Consider the following 22,833-nt stretch of genomic DNA (forward strand, 5'->3'; position numbering starts at 1 on the left):
CGGGCGCTCTTGGCGGCTGGGATTCACCGTCCTATATATGGACCGCAGCGCCGGAAACATAGCCCGGCCATGCGGCCACCGCGGACCACATCCGCCGTTGTGGTGCTACAAAAGGGGACTCAGGCGCCCGGCGGTTCGACAGCCCGCCCCGTCTGCCCGGTGACACATCCGGCCCGAGGGCAGTGCCAGGGCCGGTCGAACGGAGAAGACATGGACGCCTTGATCAAACCGATTCGCCCGAACAAGCCGGCCGACGCGAAGCCAGGCGAGCTCGACCCTTCAGAATTCTTGGCGGCGGCCGTCCGTGCCGACCAGCCGCGCCCGTCGCGGGCCGAGGCCGAGGACGCCGTGAAGACCCTGCTCGCCTATATCGGCGAGAACACCGGCCGCGAGGGCCTCCTCGACACGCCGCGCCGCGTCGTCGAAGCCTATGACGAGCTCTATCAGGGCTACCATCAGTGCCCGGCCGAAGTGCTGAACCGCACCTTCGGCGAGACCGCAGGCTACGACGATTTCGTCCTGGTCCGCGACATCGAATTCACCTCGCAGTGCGAGCATCATATGATGCCGTTCTACGGCAAGGCGCATATTGCCTACACGCCGGTGGAGCGCGTCGTCGGCCTCTCCAAGCTGGCGCGGCTGACCGACATCTTCGCCCGTCGCCTGCAGACCCAGGAGCATCTCACCGCGCAGGTTGCAGCCGCGATCGACGAGGTACTGAAGCCCCGCGGCGTTGCCGTGCTGATCGAGGCGGAGCATACCTGCATGTCGGTGCGCGGCGTCGCCAAGCATGGTGCGTCGACCTTCACCAGCCGCTTCACCGGCATGTTCCGCGACAATCCGGCGGAGCAGCAGCGTTTCCTGTCCCTGGTGCGAGGACCGAACCGGTAACCTCGCATTTTCCCGAGCGAGGTTTTCCGTGTCCGCATCGACCCACGATCACGACCGCGAAGAGGGGCTGGACTTCCAGCCCAAATTCGACGCGGCAGGTCTTGTGACCTGCGTCGCGACCGATGTCGCGACCGGCGACGTGCTGATGGTCGCGCACATGAACGACGAAGCCCTGCGCAAGACGATCGCGACCGGCGAGGGCTGGTACTTCAGCCGCTCGCGCAATGCGCTGTGGCGCAAGGGCGAGAGCTCGGGCCAGACCCAGCGCGTGGTCGAGATCCGGATGGATTGCGATCAGGACGCGGTGTGGATCAAGGTCGAGCAGATCGGCGCGGCCTGCCACACCGGACGGCGCTCCTGCTTCTATCGCGCGGTGAAGGGCGAGGGCGGTGACATCAGCCTGTCATTCGTCGACGCCGAGCGGATATTCGATCCGGCGCAGGTCTATCGCAAATAGCGGCATCCGCGCGTGTCGGGCCTTAACGTGCCGTTAACCATAATTACGGCAGGTTGACAGGACATGGGTGCCGATTGCCGGCGCCCGGCAAGGCACCGGATCAATGGTGGTCGACCTCTTCACTGCGACGGCTTCGGCGGGTGTCGATCCTTCGCGCCTGAAGGTCGCGAGCTCGATCAAGCAGGCGGCCGCGACCACCGGCACCAGCTTCGAATATCTGCTCACCACCGCGAAGATGGAATCCAATTTCAATCCGCGGGCCGGCGCGACCACCTCGTCGGCGCATGGACTTTATCAATTCATCGACCAGACCTGGCTCGGCACCGTCAAGGAAGCGGGGAGCCAGCTCGGCTACGGCCAGTATGCCGATGCCATCACCAAGAATTCCGACGGCAGCTATTCGGTCAGCGATCCCTCCGCACGGAGCGCGGTGATGAAGCTGCGCGACGATCCCGATGCGGCGTCGTCGATGGCGGCAGTGCTGACGCAGTCCAACAGCTTCAAGCTCACCGGCACGCTCGGCCGTCGCCCGACCGACGCCGAGCTGTACATGGCGCATTTCATGGGCGTTGGCGGCGCCGGCAAGCTGATCTCGAGCGCCGAGGACAGCCCGAGCGCCAGCGCGGCCGCGATGTTTCCGAAGGCGGCCGCGGCGAACCAGTCGATTTTCTACGACAAGTCGGGCAGCGCGCGCAGCGTCAGCCAGGTCTATTCGGTGTTGACCACGCGCTATGCCGCGGCTGCGAATTCCAAGGACACGCGCACCGCCTATGCCGCGGCGGGCGGCGACACCATGAGCCCTTACGCGATCGCCAGCGCCGCGCCGACGCAAGCGGTGTCGATGGACACCGCGTCGTATCTCTCGACCTTCCCGAATGCCGGTGCGGCCTCATCAGCCGGTGCGACCTCGACCGTCGCATCGGCGCAGCCGGCGCCGGCCTTCCGCTCGCTCTACCAGGGCGGCGAACGTTCCGAGCCGATTTCACCTGCCGTGCAGGAGCTGTGGGGCAATTCCTCCGCGCTGACCACGTCGGCGACGCCGAAGGTCCGTGCGCCCGGCCGGCTTGATCTGTTCAGCGATCCGAACGGCACCTACAGCAACGGCTAGTGCTGCCTTGCTGCGCGCGCGAAGCCGCGCGCCAGTGCCGTCTTAACGAAACGTCAATAATCCCAAATGTTTATGGTGAACCCTTTGTTAAGCGTCATGGTTTATTTTTCCTTGTAGTTGGTATCGTAAGTCGATGCCGTTTCGTTGCGTAAGCCGGAAGGACCATGATCGTTCGGCAGTTCATTAGTTGGATTAGGACCGCTCCGGCAGGCGAGCGGGCAGAGGCGACGCGGGCGTTGGCCCGAGCCTGGCTCATTTCAGATCTCACCGAGGACGACCGCATCGCAGCCGAAGGCGCGCTGCTGATGCTGCTCGACGACCCGTCGCCGCTGGTGCGACAGGCGATGGCCGAGGTGTTCGCACACAGCACGGAGGCGCCGGCTGCGATCGTGCAGGCGCTGTCGGCCGATCAGCCGGCGATCGCGCTGCCCGTGCTGGAGCATTCACCGCTCCTGATCGATGCCGATCTCGTCGACATCGTCGCGACCGGCTCCGACGAGATGCAGTGCGCGATCGCGCGCCGCGTCAACCTTCCGGCCTCCGTCGCTGCGGCGATCGCCGAGGTCGGCTCGGCCGCGGCCGCGCTCGAGCTGATCGAGAATCCCTATGCCGGGCTTGCGCCATTCTCCTGGGACCGCATCGTCGAGCGCCACGGCCATCTCGCGGCTATCAGGGAATCGATGCTGGCGCTGGATGACCTGCCGTCGGCGACGCGGCTGGCGCTGGTCGCAAAGCTCTCCGACACGCTGGCGCAATTCGTCGTGGCGCGAAACTGGCTCGGCGCCGATCGCGCCGACCGCATCGCCGGCGAGGCGAAGGAGCGCTCCACAGTGAACATCGCCGCGCGCGCTCTCGGCGACGACATGCAGAACCTGATCACGCATCTGCGCGCCACCGGGCAACTGACTGCCGGGCTGATCCTGCGCGCGCTGCTGTCGGGCAATCTCGATCTGTTCGGCGCTGCGCTGGCCGAATTGTCCGGACTGCCCTATGGCCGCGTCTCCGCGCTGTTGAACGACCGCGGCGGCAACGGCCTGCAGGCGCTGCTGCGGCGCGCCGGCCTGCCGGAATCGACCTATGCGGCGTTCCGCGTCGCGCTCGAGGCCAGCCACGAGGTCGGCTACGTCGACAGCGGCGACGGTGCGGCGCGGCTGCATCGCCGCATGGTCGAGCGGGTGCTGACCCATTGCGAGACTGACCGTTCGGCGGCCGAGCCGCTCTTGATCCTGCTGCGTCGCTTTGCGACCGAATCGGCCCGCGAGGATGCGCGCATGTTCTGCGAGGAGCTCGCCGCCGAAGACGCGGTCGCGGTGCTGCCCTACGACGACGATCTCATCGCGGCCTGACGGCCGCGTTTCCTTCCGATTTGACGATGATTGAAGCCGCGGCCTTGCGCCGCGGCGCTATTCGCCCGGCACGATGCTCGGCGCGAGGATGGCCTCGAGATGCTCGGGGCGGTCGCGATTGGCGTGGGTCAGGAATTCATCGGCGATGCCGCGGAGCTGCTTGCTCAGCACGCCGGCGACGACCGCGGTGTCGAGCTTGGTGCGGTTGCGCACGATTGCCTGCACGGCGTTGATGTGGTGGGCGATCAGCTGGGCAGGCACGGCGGCGAGGTCGGGCGCGTGCTCGATGATGCGGCACAGGCTCTCGGCGGCTGCGGCGGCCGACGGATAGCCGAATGTTGCGGCATCGCCCTTGATGTCGTGCGCGGCGCGGAACAGCTCCTCGCGGGTCTTGTCGTTGAAGCCCTCGCGCAGCGCGGTGGCGTGCGCGGCGGAGAGGCGGTCGGCCTCGATCGTCATCCATTCCTTGAACTCGCTCGACAGTCCGGCGAGCGCCTTTTCCGCGCGGCCGACCGGATCGTCGAGGTCGCTCTCGGGGACCCGCAGCAGCATCTTGCGCAGCGGGTTCGGCTGCGTGATCACATGATGCGTGCCGAAGCTCTTGACCTCGATCGTTCCGGGTTTGTCTTTCGCCATGGCGATATCCTAAATAGACGAGCGCGCCTTTTCGAGCAGCGACGGCTGTTGCAGCACCTCGACCTCGCCGCTGCCGCGGCGTTCGGGGCCGATATAGGTGTTGGTGGTGTTGCGGCGGCGGTCGGGGCCGAAATAGGTCTTGGTCTTGATGAACGGGCGCGGATTGGCGACCACGTTCATGATCCGCTGGTACAGCCCCTTGGCCGAGATCGGCTTGGCCAGGAATTCGGTGACGCCGGCATCGCGTGCCACCGTGACGCGGCGCTTCTCGGAATGCCCGGTCAGCATGATGATCGGCGCGTAGGGGTTGCCCTTGGATTCCGGCTGCCGGATCATCTGCGCGAGCTCGAGCCCGTCGAAGATCGGCATCGACCAGTCGGTGATGACGATGTCGGGCACATAGTGCGTATACATCTCGAGCGCGGTGGCGCCGTCCTCGGCCTCATAGACTTCGCGCGCGCCGAACGAATGCAGCAGCGTGCGCAGGATGCGGCGCATGTGCGGATTGTCGTCGCAAATTAAAAATCGCAGCTTGTTGAAATCGATGCGATACATGGTCCGGTCCCGAACGGGCATACCGGGCCAAACGCGGTATTACCCGACGTTAACCATATCCCGCCCGGGTTAATGATTGGTTGCCGGGCAGGGGCGAACGCGGCCGTCAGTAGCCGAACTGCTCGCGCAGGATGCGCTCCTCCAGCGAATGGCCGGGGTCGAACAGCATCCGCATCGCAATCGTCTTGTCAGAGAGCACCTCGACGCGGCGGACGTCGCGGACCTCGTCATGGTCGGCGACCGCCGCGACCGGGCGCTTCTCGCCCTCGATCACCTCGATCACCACGAAGGCGGAATTCGGCAGCAGCGCGCCGCGCCAGCGCCGCGGCCGGAACGCGCTGATCGGGGTCAGCGCCAGCAGCGCCGCGTTGATCGGCAGGATCGGGCCCTGGGCCGAGAGGTTGTAGGCGGTCGATCCGGCCGGCGTCGCCACCAGGATGCCGTCGGCCATCAGTTCGGGCATCCGCTCGTGCTCGTCGATCAGGATGCGCAGCTTGGCGACCTGATAGGTCTGCCGGAACAGCGCGACCTCGTTGATGGCGTGATGCAGGTGCACGGCGCCGTGGATGTCGGTCGCGCGCATCAGGAGCGGATTGATCAGCGACTCCCGCGACGCCGCAAGCCGCGTGCGCAGATCGTGCGTCGAATATTCGTTCATCAGGAAGCCGACGGTGCCGCGATGCATGCCGTAGATCGGCTTGCCGCTGCGCATGTTGGCGTGCAGCGTCTGCAACATCAATCCGTCGCCGCCGAGCGCAACCACGACGTCGGCGTCGGCGGCCGAATGGTTGCCGTACATCGCAGTCAGCTGCTCGAGCGCCGTCTGCGCTTCCGCACTCGCGCTGGCGACGAAGGCGATCTTGTCATACCGCTTGGGGCTAGCCATCGCTCACGAACTCTTTTGGCCCGGATTACGCCGCGCTCGTCTATACATCCCGGGCGGCCTTGTCGAGATGGTCCGGGAACGGACCGCACGCCACACCGGTGCCGCCAGGCTATCGTAGTTTATGGCGCGGAGCCCGGTTCTGACGACTCGGGCTCTAGATTTTGATTTTGACGCGTTTTCTTCACGCGAACCGGTATCCACTTCGCTCGAAAACGCTTTGATATGCGTAAACGTCGGCCCAGGGAGTGAACGGCATGGCTAACAGTTTTGCGACACGGCTCGCGGCAGCGCTGCTGGTCGCCTGCCTTGTAACCGCGGCGCGGGCCGAGGACGAGGCTCCGCAGCCATCGCCGTCGCCGAGCGCGCAGGCCCCAAACGGTCAGAATCCAGGCGGTCAGACCCCAAGCGGCCAAAAGGGCCGGGGAGGCCGCGGCGAGGCGGGCTCCGGCGCCAATGCCGCGGCCAATGCGGCGACCGCCGAGCAGCACCGTCTGCCGCCGGACTCCACCACAAAGCAGTCGGTGGCGCTGCCGGGCCGCACGTTGAATTTCAGCGCGACCGCGGGCTCGATCCGCGTGTTCGACGACAAGGGCGAGCCGCTCGCCGACATCGCCTACACCTCCTACCAGCTCGACGGCGCCGAGAAGGCGAACCGTCCGGTGACGTTCCTGTTCAATGGCGGGCCGGGGTCCGCGTCGGCCTGGCTGCAATTCGGCAATGTCGGGCCGTGGCGGCTGCCGTTCGACGGCGACGGCGCGGTGTCCTCGGCCTCGCCCGAGCTGCAGGCGAATGCCGACACTTGGCTCGATTTTACCGATCTGGTCTTCATCGATCCGGTCGGCACCGGCTACAGCCGTTTCGTCACGACGTCTGAGGATGCGCGCAAGCGCTTCTTCACCGTCGACGGCGATGCCAATTCGGTCGCGCTGGTGATCCGGCGCTGGCTGGAGAAATACGACCGGCTGACGTCGCCGAAATATGTCGTCGGCGAAAGCTATGGCGGCATCCGCGGGCCGAAGGTGGTGCGCAATCTGCAAATGCAGCAGGGCGTCGGCGTACGCGGCCTCGTGCTGATCTCGCCGGTGCTCGATTTCCGCGACTATGCCGGCTCGAGCATCCTGCAATATGTCGCGAGCCTGCCGACCATGGCGGCGGTCGCGCGACAGGCCAAGGGTCCGGTGACCCGCGAGGATCTCGCCGACGTCGAGAGCTATGCGCGCGGCGATTTCCTGCTCGATCTCGTCAAGGGGCAGGCCGACACTGAGGCTACCACGCGGCTCGCCGACAAGGTCGCAAGCCTGACCGGCATCGATCAGGCGGTGAGCCGCAGGCTCGCCGGCCGTTTCGACATCGGCGAATTCCGCCGCGAGTTCGATCGCAAGAACGGCAAGGTGACCGGCCGCTACGATGCCTCGATCGAAGGCTTCGATCCCTATCCGGACTCCAGCTACTTCCGCTTCAACGATCCCTCCGGCGATCCCCTGATGGCGCCCTTGACCAGCGCCGCCGTCGATCTCACCACGCGCAGGCTGAACTGGCGGCCGGACGGCTCGTATCATCTGCTCAGCGAGACCGTGAACAAGGCCTGGGAGTTCGGTCACGGCATCAATCCGGCAGAGTCAGTGACGCAGCTGCGCCAGATGCTGGCGCTCGATCCGAAGATGAGGCTCCTGGTCGGCCACGGCCTGTTCGATCTCGCAACGCCGTATTTCGCCTCCAGGATCATCCTCGACCAGCTGCCGGCCTTCGCCGGTCCAAGCCGCACCAAGCTTGCGGTCTATCCCGGCGGCCACATGTTCTACTCCCGTGACGGCTCGCGCCAGGCCTTCCGCAAAGAAGTCGAGGCGCTGGTGAAGTGAGGGGTGCGGCCGGTGCCGCATCGTCATTGCTAGCGGAGCGAAGCAATCCATGGCTCAGCATGTGCGGAGCTATGGATTGCTTCGCCGCTTCGCTCCTCGCAATGACGGGGTGAGAGCTGATCCAACTGTCACACAGCTTGTTCGGTGTCATCACCCGCGCGTGCGGGTGATCCAGTATTCCAGAGGCAGCAATGCTTGAGCCGAGAGGCCGCGGCGTACCGGATCGCCCGGTCGAGCCGGGCGATGACAGATGTGGAGAGGACGCGGCCTCGCGTCTCTCGCGACACATCTGCCCGAGCTGAGTTGCCCATCGGGACAATTTGCCTCACCCATACGTCTCCACGATGAAGTCGATCAAGGCGCGAAGCTTCGGGGTCATCTTGCGGTTCCTCGGCCACAGGATCTGGCGTGCGCGGGCCTGCGTCGTGTAGTTCGGCAGCAGCACCCGCAGCCGGCCCGCGGCGATATCGTCGGCGAGCAGCTCGTCGCGCATCAGCACGATGCCGGCGCCGGCGAGGGCTGCATAGCGGATGCCGAACGCGTTGTTGATGGTGAGGCGGCTCTCGACATCGACATGCACTTCGCCCTCCGGCCCGAAGAAGCTCCATCGCCGCGCATCCGACCAGCCGGGATAGCGCAGGCAATCATGATGGACGAGATCCCTTGGATGGATCGGCGTGCCGCGTTCGGCGAGATAGCTCGGCGCGGCGCAAACCACGCCGGTGTAGGGCGACAGCGAGCGCGACATCATGCTGGAGTCGGTCAGCGTGCCGACCCGGATCGCGGCATCCAGCCCTTCCTCGAGCAGGTCGGCCATCTTGTCACTGAGGACGAGGTCGACCGAGACCTCAGGATATCTCTTCCTGAAGCGGACCAGCGCCGGCGCCAGGCTGTACGACCCGAACGCGACCGAGGTCGCCACGCGGAGTTTGCCGCGCGGTGCGCTCAAGGCTTCCTCGACCAGCGCGTCGCCGGCCTCGGCCTCGACCAGCAGGTGCTTGCAGTGATCGAGATAGCTGCGGCCGAGCTCGGTGAGGCCCTGCCGGCGCGTGGAGCGGTTGATCAATTGTGAGCCGAGCCGGTCCTCGAGAAAACGGATATGCTTGCCGATCATGGTCGGCGACATCCGCAGCTCCTTGGCCGCCGCGGTGAATGAGCCGAGATCGGCGACGCGGGCGAACACTGACATGCTGGTCAGTCGGTCCATAATTATAAACCAATGGTTATTTCACTGTGGATCGAACCGGCGCTTCTAGGCCGTGGCAGTTCTATTTATTACCATAAGTGAGCAATTGGCGCGAGAATGCACGCGATTGCTTTGGAATGTGGCGGATCGCGCCCGGAGGGGCCGATCCGCGCGAGGCTCGAACCAGGACAGGAGTGTCAGATGCCTTTCCAGATCACGATCAATGGGACCAGTCATTCGGTCGATGCCGACGGCGATACGCCGCTGCTGTGGCTGCTGCGCGATGTGCTGGGCATGACCGGCACCAAGTTCGGCTGCGGCATGGCGCTGTGCGGTGCCTGCACGGTGCATCTCGATGACACCGCGGTGCGCTCCTGCATCACGACGATCGACAGCATCGGCGATTCCAAGATCACGACCATCGAGGCCGTCGGCAAGACGCCGGCCGGCAAGAAGATCCAGGACGCCTGGCTCACGCACGAGGTGCCGCAATGCGGCTACTGCCAGTCCGGGCAGATCATGTCGGCTTCCGCGCTGCTCGCCAGCAAGCCGAAGCCGACCGATGCCGATATCGACGAGGCGATGTCGGGCAACATCTGCCGCTGCGGCACCTATGTCCGCATTCGCGACGCCATCAAGCAAGCCGCGCAGTCGGGAGGTTGAGCCATGACGCTGATCGACAATCTGACTGAGCGCGCCGCCGATCTGTCGCGGCGCAACTTCCTCCGCTCCAGCGCGATCGCCGGCGGCGGCCTGCTGCTCAGCGTGAGCCTGCCGTTCGCGAGAAGCGAGAGCGAGGCCGCGGTTTCCGCTGATTTTGCGCCGAATGCCTTCATCAGGATCGGTGCCGACGGCAAGGTGGTGCTGACCATGCCCTATGTCGAGATGGGGCAGGGCACCTACACCTCGATCCCGATGCTGATCGCCGAGGAGCTCGAGATCGGCCTGAACCAGGTGCAGCTCGAACACGCGCCGCCGAGCGACAAGCTCTACGCCAACCCGCTGCTTGGCGTGCAGGCCACCGGCAATTCGAACGCGATGCGCGGCGCCTGGCAGCCGATGCGGAAGGCCGGCGCCACTGCGAAGGCGATGCTGGTCGCTGCCGCGGCGAAGCGCTGGAACGTCGAGCCGGCGTCGTGCCGCGCCGAGAGCGGCGAGGTGCATCACGCGGCCTCGGGACGCAAGCTGGGTTACGGCGAACTGGCGGCCGACGCGGCGCAGATCCCGGTTCCGGAGAATGTGACGCTGAAGAGCCCGGCCGAGTTCAAGCTGATCGGCACGCCGGCCAAGCGGCTCGATACGCCGTCCAAGGTCAACGGCACCGCGGTCTATGGCATCGACGCGCGGCCGCCCGGAGTGAGGGTCGCGACGCTGGCGCAGTCGCCGGTGTTCGGCGGGCGGGTCAAGCGCGTGGATGATGCGGCGGCAAAGGCCGTCAAGGGCGTGCGCCAGATCGTGACGCTCGATGACGCAGTCGCCGTGGTGGCCGATCACATGGGAGCAGCCAAGAAAGGCCTCGCGGCGCTCACGATCGAGTGGGACGAGGGGCCGCACGCCAAGCTCGCCACGGCCGATATCGCGCGCGAGCTCGAAGCCGCCACCACGAAGCCGGGCGCCGTCGCGCAGAACGTCGGCGACGCCGACAAGGCAATGGCGGGCGCAGCGACGAAGGTCGAGGCGACCTATCAACTGCCGTTCCTCGCCCATGCGACGATGGAGCCGATGAACTGCACCGTGCATGTGCGCCCCGATGGCTGCGAGATCTGGGTCGGCAATCAGGCGCTCTCGCGTGTGCAGGCGGTGGCCGCGAAGATGCTGAACCTGCCGCCGGAGAAGGTGGTGGTGCACAATCACCTGCTCGGCGGCGGCTTTGGCCGCAGGCTCGAGGTCGACGGCGTCGTTCGCGCCGTGCAGATCGCCAAGCAGGTCGACGCTCCCCTCAAGGTGGTGTGGACCCGCGAGGAGGACATCCAGCACGATATGTACCGTCCGTACTGGTTCGATCGGATCTCGGTCGGACTCGATGCGTCGGGCAAGCCGGTCGCCTGGAATAATCGCTTTGCCGGTTCGTCGGTCATCGCGCGCTGGGCGCCGCCGGCGTTCCGCAACGGTCTCGACGGCGACACCACCGAGGGCGCGATCGATCTCGTCTACGACATTCCAAACTTCCACGTCGAATATGTCCGGGTCGAACCACCAGGCATTCCGACCGCGTTCTGGCGCAGCGTCGGGCCCTCGCACAATGTGTTCGTCACCGAAAGCATGATCGACGAGATGGCGGCGGCCGCCAAACAGGATCCGGTCGAGTATCGCAAGGCGTTGCTCGGCAAGTCGCCGCGCGCCAAGGCGGCACTGGAACTCGCGGCGGCCAAGGCGGGCTGGGGTGGCAAGCTGCCTGCGGGACGCGGACGCGGCGTGTCGCTGCAGTTCGTATTCGGCAGCTACCTTGCGCAGATTGCCGAGGTCGAGGTCGCCAAGGACGGCTCGGTGCGTGTCCACCGCGTCGTCTGCGCGATGGACTGCGGCACCGTGGTCAATCCCGACACGGTGCAGGCGCAGCTGCAGAGCGGCATCAATTTCGGCGTCACCGCCGCGCTCTATGGCGAGATCACGCTGAAGGACGGTCGCGTCGAGCAGACCAATTTCGACACCTACCAGATGCTGCGCATCGATCAGTCCCCGGCGATCGAGGTCCATATCGTACCGAGCACCGAGCCGCCCGGCGGGATGGGCGAGACCGGGACATCGGGAATCGTGCCGGCGATCAGCAACGCGATCTTCGCGGCGACCGGTAAGCGGTTGCGCAAGATGCCGGTCGATCCGGCGATTTTGAAGCAGGCGTGAGGCGGCAGCCGCGCCACTGGCGCGATCGTGAAGTCGCACGGATTTGCAGGTTCCGCTGATCCGTGCGACAAGCGGGCATGCATGTGAGGCGGCTCGTCAATCTCTGGATTCTGCTGTTCGTCGCGGCCGGGCTGTTGCTCGCGCCCGTGGCGCCGGCGTTTGCCCGGATGATGCCGGATGCATCGGCCGCCACGAAGGCAATGTCTGACCATCAGGCTATGTCGGACCACGCGATGTCCGGCCACGCGATGTCCGACAAAACGATGTCCGACATGGCCATGCCCGGCGAAGCCATGTCGGGGCAGGCGATGGCGGACAACATGCCGTGCTGTCCGGACCAGACCAAGAGCAAGGGGTGCGACGATTGTCCGTTCCTTGCGCTGTGCATGCTCAGCGTCTCGCTGCCGGCGCCCGGCGGCGCGATGTCGCTGATCACGCGCCAGCCGTCGCAAAACGCCTTTGCGGCGGGCGACGACCGCCTGCTCGACGGGCTTGGCGCCAAGCCTCCGGATCATCCGCCTCGAACCAACGTCTGACAGGCGCTGAAAGCGCCTGATCGCTGACGCGTGCGCCCGATAGCGCGTGTGTCGCTGCATGCCGCTCACGCGGTTCATCAGACGTATCGAGGAATCATACCCATGAAGTCTTTCCACCTCGCGCGCGCCGCTGTGGCCGCGTTGATCGGCGTTGCCCTGACCCATGTGCCCGCCCATGCCGAGATCAAGAACTACGAGTTCCAGCTGGTGCAGCCAACCGTCAAGGCAGGCGCCGATCGTATCGTCACGGTGCGGCTGGTCGACAAGAGCACCGGAAAACCCGTCTCCGACGCGATCATCTTCTCGACCCGGCTCAACATGGCGCCGGACGGCATGCAGGAGATGGCCACCAAGGTGACGCCGATGCCGGGTACCGAGCCAGGGACCTACCGGTTCAAGGCGACCTTCGGCATGGCCGGCCGCTGGCAATTGTCGCTCGGCGCCAAGGTGCAGGGCGAGACCGGCTCGGTCGAGAACAAGCTCGTCGTCACGGCCGAGCAATGAGCCGCCGAGCAACGAGGCCCTTGATATGGGCTGGCACTGCTGCTGCGATCGCGGCAGCGGCAGGCGTCGCATGGACCGCCCGCGGCCTGCCGACGCGGCCGGTGTCCGCTGCCATCGTCTCCGCCGCGCGGGCGGCGGAGAGCGCTGCGCCGATCTATTACCGCGATCCTGACGGCAAGCCGCTCTACTCGGCGACGCCGAAGCAGACGCCCGACGGGCGCGACTATCTGCCGGTGTTCCCGGAGGGCGATGCGCAATCCGGCGAGCCCGAACCGCCGGCGAATGCGAGGTCCGCGCCTGCGAACAGCGAGCGCAAGGTCAAATATTATCGCAACCCGATGGGGCTTGCCGACACCTCGCCGGTGCCGAAGAAGGACTCGATGGGGATGGATTACATTCCCGTCTATGACGGCGACGACAGCGACGACGGTTCGATCACGCTGTCACCCGGCAAGATCCAGCGCAGCGGCGTGAAGTCCGAAGCCGCGCAGATGCGCCGCATCCGCACCCTGGTCCGCGCGCCCGGCACGATCCAGCTCGACGAACGCCGCGTTTCCGTCATCGCGATGCGCGCCGAGAGCTATGTGCAGAAGGTCGCCGACGTCACGACCGGCAGCCGGGTGACAAAAGGTCAGCCGCTGATGGAGGTCTATAGCCCGGCGATATCGTCCGCCGCGGCCGAATATGTCGCGACCATCACGTCGAAGGCGATCGCAGGCATCGAACCCTACGGGCGAGGCTCCAAGCAGCGGCTGACCAATCTCGACGTCCCCGAGGCCGTCATCGTCGACATGGAGAAGAGCCGCACCGTTCCGATCGCCATTCCGTGGTCGTCGCCGCGCGACGGCATTGTGCTGCAGCGGGCCGCGATCGAGGGCATGCGCGCGCAGCCGGGCGACGTGCTGTTCCGGATCGCCGACGTCTCCGTGGTGTGGGCGCTGGTCGATGTCGCCGAACGCGATCTCGGCAACATCGTGGTCGGGCAGACGGTCACGGTGCGGGCGCGCAGCTATCCCGGCCGCAATTTCGCAGGACAGATCAGCGTGATCTATCCGCAGGTCAACAAGGAAACGCGCACCGCGCGGGTGCGGATCGACCTGGCGAATGCCGATCTTGCGCTGCTGCCCGACATGTATGTCGACGCCGAGATCGACACCGGCAGTGCGGCGCCGGTGCTGTCAGTGGCCGACAACTCCATCCTCGACACCGGCAGCCGGCAGACCGTGCTGCTCGACCGGGGCAACGGACGGTTCGAGCCGCGCGAGGTCAAGCTCGGACGGCACGGCGAAGGCTATGTCGAGATCCGCGATGGGATCGCCGAGGGTGATGCGGTCGTCACCTCAGCCACTTTCCTGATCGATGCCGAGAGCAATCTGAAGGCCGCGATCAAGGGCTTTGCCGAGGCGGGCGAGAAGCAGGCGGCGGGCGGAAGCGAGATGATGGATGGAGGCAAGCCATGATTGCCCGCGTCATCGCCTGGTCGGCGCGCAATCTGCTGCTGGTGCTGTTCGGCACCGGCTTCGCGGCGGCCGCAGGCCTCTATGCGTTGCTGCATTTGCCGCTGGATGCGATCCCCGATCTCTCGGACACCCAAGTCATCGTCTACACCGAATATCCGGGGCAAGCGCCGCAGGTGATCGAGGACCAGGTCACGTATCCCCTGACCACGGCGATGCTGACGGTGCCGAAATCGAAGGTCGTGCGTGGCTTCTCGTTCTTCGGCGTGTCCTTCGTCTATGTCATCTTCGAGGACGGCACCGACATCTACTGGGCGCGCTCCCGCGTGCTCGAATTCCTCAACAGCGCGGCGTCGCGGCTGCCGGCCGGCGTGTCGCCGACGATCGGTCCCGACGCGACCGGCGTCGGCTGGGTCTACCAATATGCCGTGATGTCGAAGCAGCTCAATCTCGCCGACACCAGAACGATCCAGGACTGGAATCTGAAGTTCGCGCTGGCCAAGGCCGAAGGCGTCGCCGAGGTCGCGAGCGTCGGCGGCTTCGTCAAGCAGTACAACGTGATCCTCGATCCGCAGCGGATGCGCGACCGCGGCATCACCATGCAGCGGATGCGCGACGCGATCCGCGCCAGCAATGCCGATGTCGGCGGCCGCACCGTCGAGCTCTCCGAGTTCGAATATGTCATCCGCGGCAAGGGCTATCTCAGGGATGTCAACGACCTCGGCAATGTCGTGCTGAAGACCGACAACGGCACGCCGGTGTTGTTGCGCGACGTCGCCCGCGTCGAGCTCGGCCCCGACGAGCGGCGCGGCATCGCCGAGCTGAACGGCGAGGGCGAGGTGGCAAGCGGCATCGTGCTGCAGCGCTTCGGCATGAATGCGCTCGACGTGATCGAGAACGTCAAGAAGCGGTTCAGGGAGATCGCGACCAGCCTGCCGAAATCGGTCGAGATCGTGCCGGTCTATGACCGCTCCAATCTGATCTATGCGGCGGTCGCGACGCTGAAGCGCACGCTGTTCGAGGAAAGCGTCGTGGTCGCGCTGGTTTGCATCGTGTTCCTGCTGCATGTGCGCAGCGCGCTGGTCGCGATCCTGATGCTGCCGGTCGGCGTGCTGATGGCGTTCGGCGCGATGAAGTTTTTCGGGATCGGCTCCAACATCATGAGCCTCGGCGGGATCGCGATTGCGATCGGCGCCATGATCGATGCGGCGATCGTGATGATCGAGAACGCGCACAAGCATCTGGAGCGCGCCAAGCCCGGCCAGTCGCGTATCGCGATCCTGATCGAGGCAGCATCGGAGGTTGGGCCGGCGCTGTTCTTCAGCCTGCTGATCATCACCGTATCGTTCATGCCGATCTTCACGCTGGAATCGCAGGAGGGTCGGCTGTTCTCGCCGCTCGCCTTCACCAAGACGTTTGCGATGGCGGCGGCCGCGCTGCTGTCGGTGACACTGGTGCCGGCGCTGATGGTGATCTTCGTGCGCGGCAAGATCGTTCCCGAACACAAGAACCCGATCAATCGATTGCTGATCTGGATCTACCGTCCGGTCATCAACGGCGTGCTCCGAGCCAAAACGCTGGTGATCCTGCTGGCGCTCGGTGCGCTCGCCGTGACGGTCTGGCCGGCGCGGCAGCTCGGCACCGAGTTCATGCCTGATCTCAACGAGGGCACGCTGCTCTATATGCCGACCACGTTGCCGGGCATCTCGGTGACCAAGGCATCCGAACTGATGCAGACCCAGAACCGCATCATCAAGAGCTTTCCGGAGGTCGCCTCGGTCTATGGCAAAGCCGGCCGTGCCGCGACCGCGACCGATCCGGCGCCGTCGGAGATGTTCGAGACCGTCGTCAACCTCAAGCCGAAGCAGGAATGGCGCAAGGGCGTCAGCCTCGACGGCCTGATCGCCGAGATGGACAAGGCCCTGCAATTCCCCGGCGTCTCCAACGCCTGGACGATGCCGATCAAGGCGCGCATCGACATGCTCTCGACCGGCATCCGCACGCCTGTTGGCGTCAAGGTGATCGGCCCGGATCTCGCCGTGATCGACAAGCTCGCGCGCCAGGTCGAGCAGGTGCTCAGGACCGTGCAGGGGACTTCGTCGGCCTATGCCGAACGCAGTCTCGGCGGCTATTATCTCGAGATCACGCCGAACCGCGAGGCGCTGGCGCGTTATGGTATCGCGGTGCAGGACGTGCAGGACACGATCGCCACCGCGCTCGGCGGCCAGAGCGTGACCACGACGGTGGAGGGGCGGCAGCGATTCACCGTCAACATGCGCTATCCGCGCGATTTGCGCGACAATCCCAGCGCGATCGCCAGCGACATCCTGGTGGCGATGCCGGCCGGCGGCGCGGTGCCGCTCGGCGAGGTCGCCAATGTCGTGCCGGCGCGCGGACCGAGCTCGATCCGGACCGAGAACGGGCAGCTTGCTACCTACATCTATGTCGACATCCGCGAGCGCGATCTCGGCGGCTACGTCGCGGATGCGCAGCGCGCGGTGCAGGCGAGCGTGTCGTTTCCGCCGGGCACTTACCTGGTCTGGAGCGGCCAATACGAATATCTCGAGCGCGCCGCCGCGCGGCTCAGGATCGTGGTGCCGGTGACGCTCTCGATCATCTTCCTGTTGCTCTACCTCAACTTCCGCTCGGTGGCGGAGACCATGATCGTGATGCTGTCGCTGCCGTTCGCGCTGGTCGGCGGGCTCTGGCTGATGTGGGCGCTGGGCTTCAACCTGTCGGTTGCGGTCGCGGTCGGCTTCATCGCATTGGCCGGCGTCGCCGCCGAGACCGGCGTCGTGATGCTGATCTATCTCAACCACGCGTTAGACGAGGCGAAAGCGCGCTGTGCCGCCGAACGGCGGACGGTCGGCCGCGACGATTTGCATCGCGCGATCATCGAGGGCGCAGTCGAGCGCGTCCGGCCGAAGATGATGACGGTGGTCGCGATCATGGCCGGCCTGCTGCCGATCCTATGGAGCACCGGCACCGGCTCCGAGATCATGCAGCGCATCGCAGTGCCGATGATCGGCGGCATGATCTCCTCGACCTTGCTGACGCTGATCGTGATCCCCGCGATCTTCGCCATCGTGAAGGGAATCGAGATCAGGGCGAAGGCGCCGGAACGAGAGATCGGCGCAACCGCCGCGCGCCAGCAGCCGCAGCTGTGACCGGGACAACGCATTTTTTGAAATGGAGAATCCAATGAAGAACGTCACCAGAACCTGCATCGTGCTCGTTGCACTGTCGGTCACCGCCGCGCCGTCGCGTGCGCACGACAAGCACGGTCACCAATCCTATTCGGCCGGCGAGCCCGGCGATCCCAGCAAGCCGTCGCGCACCGTCGAGGTCGAGATGAAGGAGATGGAATTCACGCCGTTCCGCATCGAGGTCAAGCGCGGCGAACAGATCCGCTTCGTGATCAGGAATGCCGGCACCGAGGATCATGAGTTCCTGCTCGCCACCACCGCGGAGAATTTGAAGCATGCCGAGGTGATGAAGAAGCATCCGCATATGGAGCATGACGATCCGAACGGCGTCCGTCTCGCGCCGAAGAAGAGCGCCGAGATCGTCTGGAAGTTCACCAAGCCCGGAACGTTCGAATATTCCTGCCTGATCCCCGATCACCGCGACTATGGGATGACCGGCCGCGTGATCGTGAAATGAAATCAACGACGAATGAAAGGACAAACACGATGAACGGGATCACCAGGACCGCAGGCGCGGTCATACTCGCCTTGGCGCTGACATTTGGCGCGGCGTTCGCGCAGGCTGCTGTCATCAATGGCGAGGTCAAGAAGATCGACGAGAGCGCGGGCAAGATCACGCTCAAGCATGGGCCGGCCAAGAGCCTCGGCATGGAGGAGCCGATGACGATGGTCTACCGGGTCAAGGACCCCGCGCTGCTCAAGCAGGTGAAGGTCGGCGACAAGGTCAGGTTCGAAGCCCAGGAGGGCGACGGCGGCTACACCGTGACGGCGATCCAGAAGGCGAAGTGAGACGATCGCCGGCGTCGCGGCGCGCGCGATGCCGGCTGGTCGCACCGCATGGTCAGGTCCTCATTGGCTGCCGCATGCGGCATCGCCGCAGCATTTTCCGTCCGCCTGGACCGGAGGGCAGGGCACCGAGCCGTAGGAGCAGAACACGCAGCAGTCGCCTGCCTTCGGCTTGAGGCGGGTGCCGCAGCCCGCGCAGTCGTAGAAGAACCGGCAGGCGTCGGTCGGCATGGTCTCGGCCTTGGCGAAGCCGCAAGCCGGGCAGGTCAGGGTGGAGCCGAGTTGCATGTTACCTTCGTAAGCTCTGCGCTTGGCGACCACAAGGACCCGAAAGGCCGCCGGCGGAAGCGGCTGCCTTCGATGATGTTAACTCCACTGCATCGGCGATCGGCGGCATTGGAACGCGATCGGCCCTGGCGCGTTGCCGTGCATCATTCGTGTGCAGAAGGCCCCCTCCAATGACAGTCAACGCGGCAATACTGATGGTGGCATTGGCGCTGTCGGGAACCGTGTTGGCGCAGAGCTCCGGCCCGTCGGCCGGCTCAGCGGGGGCCGGGCAGGCCGCCAATGTGACCACCACCGGCCAGGCGCTGAACACCAGCAAGAAGACCGGCGACAGCGGCCCGCCGATCGAGAGGGCTGCGCGCCCGGCGAAGCCGGGGGAAGCTGCGGCCGGCAACACGGTCGGCGCCAGCCGTCCGCAAAAGCCCGACCGGCGCCTCGAGCACTACCCGTGAGGTTGAGGTCGCCGCGACGTCGTAACGATCCGTAGATCCTAGGATGGGTAGAGCGAAGCGAAACCCATCAACTGTGCCAGCCCGGCGAATGATGGGTATCGCGGAGTTTATCATCGGGCCGCGCGATGCGCGGACCCGTTGGCTCCACCCATCCTACAGGGCGACAAAAAGCCGGCGCGTCACGATGACTGCGCCGGCTTAATGTTATGAACGGGTGGCTTGCTCAGTAAACCAGGCCGGTGCCCGGAGGCTTCTCCAGCGCTGCGGCGAGCGAGCGATATTCATCGCTGTTGGTGCCGGCAAGCTGCGCAATGCGGTTCAGATGGTACTGCGCCTGGTCGCGGTTGCCCTGTTCGACCTGCCAGAGGCCGTAATACTGCCAGGTGCGCACATGGGCCGGATCAGCCTTCAGCGCGCGCTCGTACCAGATCTGCGAGACCTTGTAGTTGCCGAGCTTGCGATAGGAGTAGCCGATCAAATTGGCGACGTCGGCGCGGTCGTCCTGGCCGAGCGCCTTCAGCTGCTCGATCGCGGCGGTATAGTCGTGCTTGTCGTAGATCGTGGCATAGGCGGCGTGGTAGCCGGCGAGGAACTTCTGATCGTCGATCGCGGAGCTCTTGTCCTTCTTCGCCTTCTTGCCCTTGCTGCCGCTGTCGGACGCCGGCGGCGAAGGATTGTCACCGCCTGCGGCGTAGGCCGAGATAACCGGCCCGGCGGCGAGCGTCATCGAGAGCACTGCGAGGCCTAGAAACTTCGTCGTCTTGCTCATTCCTGGTTGCTCCTGATCGTTCCTGATCGTGCTTGGTAATCCTACACCCAAGCCTGCTGACTTGAACACCCAAGGGTGCAGAACATTCCCGGCCGATCCCACGATTGCGTGAGGCCTGAGGCCCGGCAAGGGCGGGCAACAAGGGCGGGCAACATGACCAAGATGTCATTCACATGAATGAATTCCGTCCATGTCCTTCAGAACGGGTTCAGTGCGCGGCCCCTAAGGTCACGTGCATTGATCGGTGAGGCCGACCATCCGGCCGGAGACCTCTCGATCCCGAAGAGGAGGACCACCATGTTGAAGACGATTTCCGCCGCGCTGCTCGCCGTGTCCGTGATCGCAGCGCCCGCGTTCGCCGCCGAAACCGGTAAGACCGCAACCCCCGCGCCGGCGACCACCACCGCCCCGGCGACGACTGCCCCGGCGACCAAGGCCGCCCCTGTCATCAAGAGCGAGCAGGTCCCGTCGAAGGTGCGCAACGCCAACGCGAAGATGCACCACAAGCACTATCGCCATCACAGCCACCACAAGCACATGGGCATGCTGAAGGTGAAGTCGCCGAAGCACGCGACCAAGCACGTTCACGCCAAGGTCGCGACCAAGCACGTCGTGCCGGCCAAGCGCGGCTGATCGAGGCAGAGCTGATCTCGAGTCTGATCCTGGGGGCGTAGTTCGCTCCACATTGCCCCGCTACGCCCTCCGCGACAAAGGCGAAGCCTTTGCGCAGGGATGCAGAACCGGCCCGTCCGTCCATTGCTTCCCCAATGGTGGCGGGCCGGAGTGCGTTTGGGCTTCCGGTCGCCTCGCGCGGAAATAACCCTGTTGCGAATTCCCTTCCGCCGCCCGGCGGTCTATGAGACGCAACCGGGGCCACATGAAACAGCTGACTTTGCGGACTTCATTACAACTGGCGGCGATCCTGCTGCTCTCGATGCCGCTCGCCGGCTGTCTCACCAGTGATGACGGCGGCGGTTCGACCACGTTCACCGACGATCGCGGCGTCGCCAACCAGCCGTTTCCGGACCGCTACCGCGAACAGATCGTCGCCTTCATGCGGACCTATCTGAACAATCCGGTCGGGGTCCGCGAGGCCGGGATCGCCGAGCCGGTGCAGCGCACGGTCGGCGGCCGGCTGCGCTACGTGGTCTGCCTGCGCTACAGCGCCAAAGATACCGACGGCAATTACCGCCCGGCGCGGGAGCGCGGCGTCATGTTCGTCGACGGCCGGCTCGACCGCATCCTCGACAACGCCGTCGAGCCCTGCGCCGGCGCGTCCTACGCGGCCTTTCCGGATCTGGAAAAAATGTCGCGCTGAAGCGCGCGGCGGCTTGTCGCAGCCCTGATCGAAACGTTAGCGAACTCCGATCACTTTTCGGGGAGCGCTGAACTTCACCTTAGCCGTTTACGACTTACATACAGCCGAAATACGGCTGCTTAACCGGTGAAGAAACCTTCTGTGCCAAGGAACAAACGGGCGTTGTTGCGACCCCGTTACAGCTCAGAAACATCACGGGTCCGGCATTGCCCCAAAGCAACCTAATTGGCGTCACGTTGTTTGGCTTAACAGCGCAGCGTTAGTAACGGGGATCAGAAATGAAGAAGTTTTTGCTCGGCACAGTCGCGCTGGCTGCCCTTGCGGGCCCGGCATTTGCGGCTGACATGCCAGCTCGCACCTATACCAAGGCCCCGCCGCCCTATACCGCTCCGGCGCTCGTCTATAATTGGACCGGTTTCTACATCGGCGGCCATGTCGGCGGAGCGTTCACCGACGGCACCAACCTGATGGGCAGCGATGCGCGCTTCATGGGTGGCGTGCAGGGCGGCTTCGACTATCAGTTCGCGCCCAACTGGGTGATGGGCGTCGAGGCGCAGTACTCCTGGCTGCCCAGCTCCTCGAACAACAATGGCGTGCTGCTCCCGGGCGGGACGCTGGTGACCGGAAACACCGACCAGCTCGGTTCAGTGACTGGCCGCTTTGGCTACACCTGGGGTCCGGCGCTGCTCTACGCCAAGGGCGGTTATGCCTGGCGCGACAACAACAACATCACAGCGACGGTCGGCGGCGTGCCGGCGGCCTTCACCACCGATGGCGGCCACAAGGACGGCTATACCGTCGGTGCCGGCCTCGAATACATGTTCGCCCCGAACTGGTCGGCGAAGGCCGAATACCAGTACTACAATTTCGGCAAGACCAACTTCACCAGCGGCCCGGCCGACCTCGTCGGCACAAGCTTCCGGAACGACGAGCATACCGTCAAGGTCGGGGTCAACTACCGCTTCGGCTGGGGCGGTCCGGTGGGCTCCCGCTACTGATCGCGGTTTTGTTGCAGCGAGATCAAAGGCCGGCCTTCGGGTCGGCCTTTTTTGTTGCCCCACGCCTGTCCATTCAGCCGGTGTTCACGCCTGATCGTGCAATGCAAAAAATAATTCCTGCATTGCACGGAACTTTCATCGTGATCCGTTATTATGCGATCGCCGGGCTGGTGGACAAACAAACATGCGTAGCTTTGCGTTAGGGCTGATCCTCTCTGCGGTCTCCGTGCAGTGCTTTGCCCAGACCATCCTCAAATCCGAACCCTTGGCGCTCGCGCCTTACGAGGTCGTGTTCGTGCAGGATTCGTCTTGCTCGGCCGGCAAGGTGCTCAAGGTGACGGGCGCGATCCGGGGCCTGCATCGGCGGAAGATCTGCGTGTCGCTCGCAGCCGAACAGGCCTCGCTGGCAACGGCGACGCCGTAGGGGCAACGCGACGATCGCACCAACCAGCCGGTTCGCTCATGCGCACCGGGCGATCCGCCATCCCTTAGTTCAGCCGCGGCTCCTGCCGCGCCTCGCGATCGGCATCGGCCTTGTTCTTGACCGGGTCCTCGTTCGGCTCAAGCTGGCAGGGCTTGATCTCGTAGTCATTGTCCAGCAGCGGGCGCGGCGAAGACGTCTCCTCCTCGGTGACGGAATCCACCACCAGGCCCGACTTCCGGGCCAGCTTCCAGACGTCAGCCTCGGTCGGATACGCCTTGCTCAGCTTGGCGTCCTGATAGAACAGCGCGTACGGCATTTGTCGTTCCCCCA

25 protein-coding genes are annotated in these 22,833 nt (G+C 65.2%); 18 read left to right on the plus strand and 7 right to left on the minus strand.

Going from position 1 to position 22,833, the window contains the following annotated elements:
* The first annotated feature begins 210 nt into the window (after nucleotides 1-210).
* The 4 genes from folE (at nucleotide 211) to QDT69_RS28175 (ending at nucleotide 3,802) form a co-directional block, all read left to right on the plus strand.
* Nucleotides 211-891, plus strand: coding sequence for a GTP cyclohydrolase I FolE (gene folE, locus QDT69_RS28160; RefSeq protein ID WP_050425647.1), 681 nt, complete (start codon nucleotides 211-213; stop codon nucleotides 889-891).
* Between the two features lie 28 nt (nucleotides 892-919).
* A complete protein-coding gene (gene hisI, locus QDT69_RS28165) occupies nucleotides 920-1,348 on the plus strand; it encodes a phosphoribosyl-AMP cyclohydrolase (protein ID WP_279709724.1) in 429 nt (142 codons plus the stop codon).
* Nucleotides 1,349-1,451: 103 nt separating this feature from the next.
* A complete protein-coding gene (locus tag QDT69_RS28170; protein WP_279709725.1) occupies nucleotides 1,452-2,456 on the plus strand; it encodes a transglycosylase SLT domain-containing protein in 1,005 nt (334 codons plus the stop codon).
* 164 nt (nucleotides 2,457-2,620) lie between these two features.
* On the plus strand, nucleotides 2,621-3,802 hold the full coding sequence (locus QDT69_RS28175; protein WP_279709726.1) for a DUF2336 domain-containing protein: 1,182 nt from the start codon (nucleotides 2,621-2,623) through the stop codon (nucleotides 3,800-3,802).
* A 57-nt stretch (nucleotides 3,803-3,859) separates the two neighbouring features.
* Here QDT69_RS28175 and QDT69_RS28180 read toward each other — a convergent pair whose 3' ends face one another.
* The 3 genes from QDT69_RS28180 to QDT69_RS28190 form a co-directional block, all read right to left on the minus strand.
* On the minus strand, nucleotides 3,860-4,438 hold the full coding sequence (locus tag QDT69_RS28180; RefSeq protein WP_279709727.1) for an Hpt domain-containing protein: 579 nt from the start codon (nucleotides 4,436-4,438) through the stop codon (nucleotides 3,860-3,862).
* Nucleotides 4,439-4,447: 9 nt separating this feature from the next.
* Nucleotides 4,448-4,993, minus strand: a complete 546-nt coding sequence (locus QDT69_RS28185; RefSeq protein ID WP_279709728.1) for a response regulator — start codon at nucleotides 4,991-4,993, stop codon at nucleotides 4,448-4,450.
* A gap of 106 nt (nucleotides 4,994-5,099) precedes the next feature.
* Nucleotides 5,100-5,879: an NAD kinase gene (locus QDT69_RS28190; RefSeq protein ID WP_050425637.1), complete on the minus strand. Its 780-nt coding sequence runs from the start codon at nucleotides 5,877-5,879 to the stop codon at nucleotides 5,100-5,102.
* Nucleotides 5,880-6,133: 254 nt separating this feature from the next.
* On the opposite strand from QDT69_RS28190, the gene QDT69_RS28195 reads away from it, so the two are divergent.
* Nucleotides 6,134-7,738, plus strand: coding sequence for a peptidase S10 (locus QDT69_RS28195; RefSeq protein WP_279709729.1), 1,605 nt, complete (start codon nucleotides 6,134-6,136; stop codon nucleotides 7,736-7,738).
* 325 nt (nucleotides 7,739-8,063) lie between these two features.
* Here the strand turns inward: QDT69_RS28195 and QDT69_RS28200 are convergent, their stop codons facing one another.
* Nucleotides 8,064-8,927, minus strand: coding sequence for a LysR substrate-binding domain-containing protein (locus tag QDT69_RS28200; RefSeq protein WP_279709730.1), 864 nt, complete (start codon nucleotides 8,925-8,927; stop codon nucleotides 8,064-8,066).
* 198 nt (nucleotides 8,928-9,125) lie between these two features.
* On the opposite strand from QDT69_RS28200, the gene QDT69_RS28205 reads away from it, so the two are divergent.
* From QDT69_RS28205 to QDT69_RS28240, 8 genes are all read left to right on the plus strand, one after another.
* Entirely contained in the window at nucleotides 9,126-9,587 is a 462-nt protein-coding gene (locus QDT69_RS28205) for a 2Fe-2S iron-sulfur cluster-binding protein (protein ID WP_279709731.1), read from the plus strand.
* 3 nt (nucleotides 9,588-9,590) lie between these two features.
* Entirely contained in the window at nucleotides 9,591-11,768 is a 2,178-nt protein-coding gene (locus QDT69_RS28210; protein ID WP_279709732.1) for a xanthine dehydrogenase family protein molybdopterin-binding subunit, read from the plus strand.
* Between the two features lie 77 nt (nucleotides 11,769-11,845).
* The gene (locus QDT69_RS28215; protein ID WP_279709733.1) at nucleotides 11,846-12,304 is read left to right on the plus strand and encodes a hypothetical protein; all 459 of its coding nucleotides are present in this window, start codon (nucleotides 11,846-11,848) and stop codon (nucleotides 12,302-12,304) included.
* A 102-nt stretch (nucleotides 12,305-12,406) separates the two neighbouring features.
* Nucleotides 12,407-12,808 (plus strand): FixH family protein, encoded by a 402-nt coding sequence (locus QDT69_RS28220; RefSeq protein ID WP_279709734.1) that lies wholly within the window; start codon nucleotides 12,407-12,409, stop codon nucleotides 12,806-12,808.
* Nucleotides 12,805-14,268 carry an efflux RND transporter periplasmic adaptor subunit gene (locus tag QDT69_RS28225; protein WP_279709735.1) on the plus strand — a complete coding sequence of 488 codons (1,464 nt, stop codon included), beginning with the start codon at nucleotides 12,805-12,807 and terminating at the stop codon, nucleotides 14,266-14,268. Before QDT69_RS28220 ends, QDT69_RS28225 begins: the two co-directional genes overlap by 4 nt.
* Entirely contained in the window at nucleotides 14,265-17,432 is a 3,168-nt protein-coding gene (locus QDT69_RS28230; RefSeq protein ID WP_279709736.1) for a CusA/CzcA family heavy metal efflux RND transporter, read from the plus strand. The genes QDT69_RS28225 and QDT69_RS28230 overlap by 4 nt, the downstream gene beginning before the upstream one ends.
* 34 nt (nucleotides 17,433-17,466) lie before the next feature.
* Complete coding sequence (locus QDT69_RS28235) at nucleotides 17,467-17,928, plus strand: cupredoxin family protein (RefSeq protein ID WP_279709737.1); 462 nt, start codon at nucleotides 17,467-17,469, stop codon at nucleotides 17,926-17,928.
* Between the two features lie 29 nt (nucleotides 17,929-17,957).
* Nucleotides 17,958-18,260, plus strand: coding sequence for a copper-binding protein (locus QDT69_RS28240; RefSeq protein WP_279709738.1), 303 nt, complete (start codon nucleotides 17,958-17,960; stop codon nucleotides 18,258-18,260).
* 60 nt (nucleotides 18,261-18,320) lie between these two features.
* Here the strand turns inward: QDT69_RS28240 and QDT69_RS28245 are convergent, their stop codons facing one another.
* Entirely contained in the window at nucleotides 18,321-18,545 is a 225-nt protein-coding gene (locus QDT69_RS28245) for a GDCCVxC domain-containing (seleno)protein (RefSeq protein WP_279709739.1), read from the minus strand.
* A 170-nt stretch (nucleotides 18,546-18,715) separates the two neighbouring features.
* Between QDT69_RS28245 and QDT69_RS28250 the strand changes: the two genes are divergently transcribed.
* Nucleotides 18,716-18,994 carry a hypothetical protein gene (locus QDT69_RS28250; RefSeq protein WP_279709741.1) on the plus strand — a complete coding sequence of 93 codons (279 nt, stop codon included), beginning with the start codon at nucleotides 18,716-18,718 and terminating at the stop codon, nucleotides 18,992-18,994.
* A 223-nt stretch (nucleotides 18,995-19,217) separates the two neighbouring features.
* Here the strand turns inward: QDT69_RS28250 and QDT69_RS28255 are convergent, their stop codons facing one another.
* The gene (locus QDT69_RS28255; protein ID WP_279709742.1) at nucleotides 19,218-19,763 is read right to left on the minus strand and encodes a tetratricopeptide repeat protein; all 546 of its coding nucleotides are present in this window, start codon (nucleotides 19,761-19,763) and stop codon (nucleotides 19,218-19,220) included.
* 297 nt (nucleotides 19,764-20,060) lie between these two features.
* Between QDT69_RS28255 and QDT69_RS28260 the strand changes: the two genes are divergently transcribed.
* The 4 genes from QDT69_RS28260 (at nucleotide 20,061) to QDT69_RS28275 (ending at nucleotide 22,503) form a co-directional block, all read left to right on the plus strand.
* On the plus strand, nucleotides 20,061-20,396 hold the full coding sequence (locus tag QDT69_RS28260; protein WP_279709744.1) for a hypothetical protein: 336 nt from the start codon (nucleotides 20,061-20,063) through the stop codon (nucleotides 20,394-20,396).
* A 244-nt stretch (nucleotides 20,397-20,640) separates the two neighbouring features.
* Complete coding sequence (locus tag QDT69_RS28265) at nucleotides 20,641-21,081, plus strand: hypothetical protein (protein ID WP_279709745.1); 441 nt, start codon at nucleotides 20,641-20,643, stop codon at nucleotides 21,079-21,081.
* Nucleotides 21,082-21,359: 278 nt separating this feature from the next.
* Nucleotides 21,360-22,079 carry a porin family protein gene (locus tag QDT69_RS28270; RefSeq protein WP_279709746.1) on the plus strand — a complete coding sequence of 240 codons (720 nt, stop codon included), beginning with the start codon at nucleotides 21,360-21,362 and terminating at the stop codon, nucleotides 22,077-22,079.
* Between the two features lie 184 nt (nucleotides 22,080-22,263).
* Nucleotides 22,264-22,503 (plus strand): hypothetical protein, encoded by a 240-nt coding sequence (locus QDT69_RS28275; protein ID WP_279709747.1) that lies wholly within the window; start codon nucleotides 22,264-22,266, stop codon nucleotides 22,501-22,503.
* Nucleotides 22,504-22,567: 64 nt separating this feature from the next.
* Here QDT69_RS28275 and QDT69_RS28280 read toward each other — a convergent pair whose 3' ends face one another.
* Nucleotides 22,568-22,819 (minus strand): hypothetical protein, encoded by a 252-nt coding sequence (locus QDT69_RS28280; RefSeq protein ID WP_279709748.1) that lies wholly within the window; start codon nucleotides 22,817-22,819, stop codon nucleotides 22,568-22,570.
* Nucleotides 22,820-22,833 lie beyond the last annotated feature (14 nt).

Origin of the sequence: Bradyrhizobium sp. CER78, from assembly GCF_029846235.1 — a bacterium.
GTDB lineage: Bacteria > Pseudomonadota > Alphaproteobacteria > Rhizobiales > Xanthobacteraceae > Bradyrhizobium.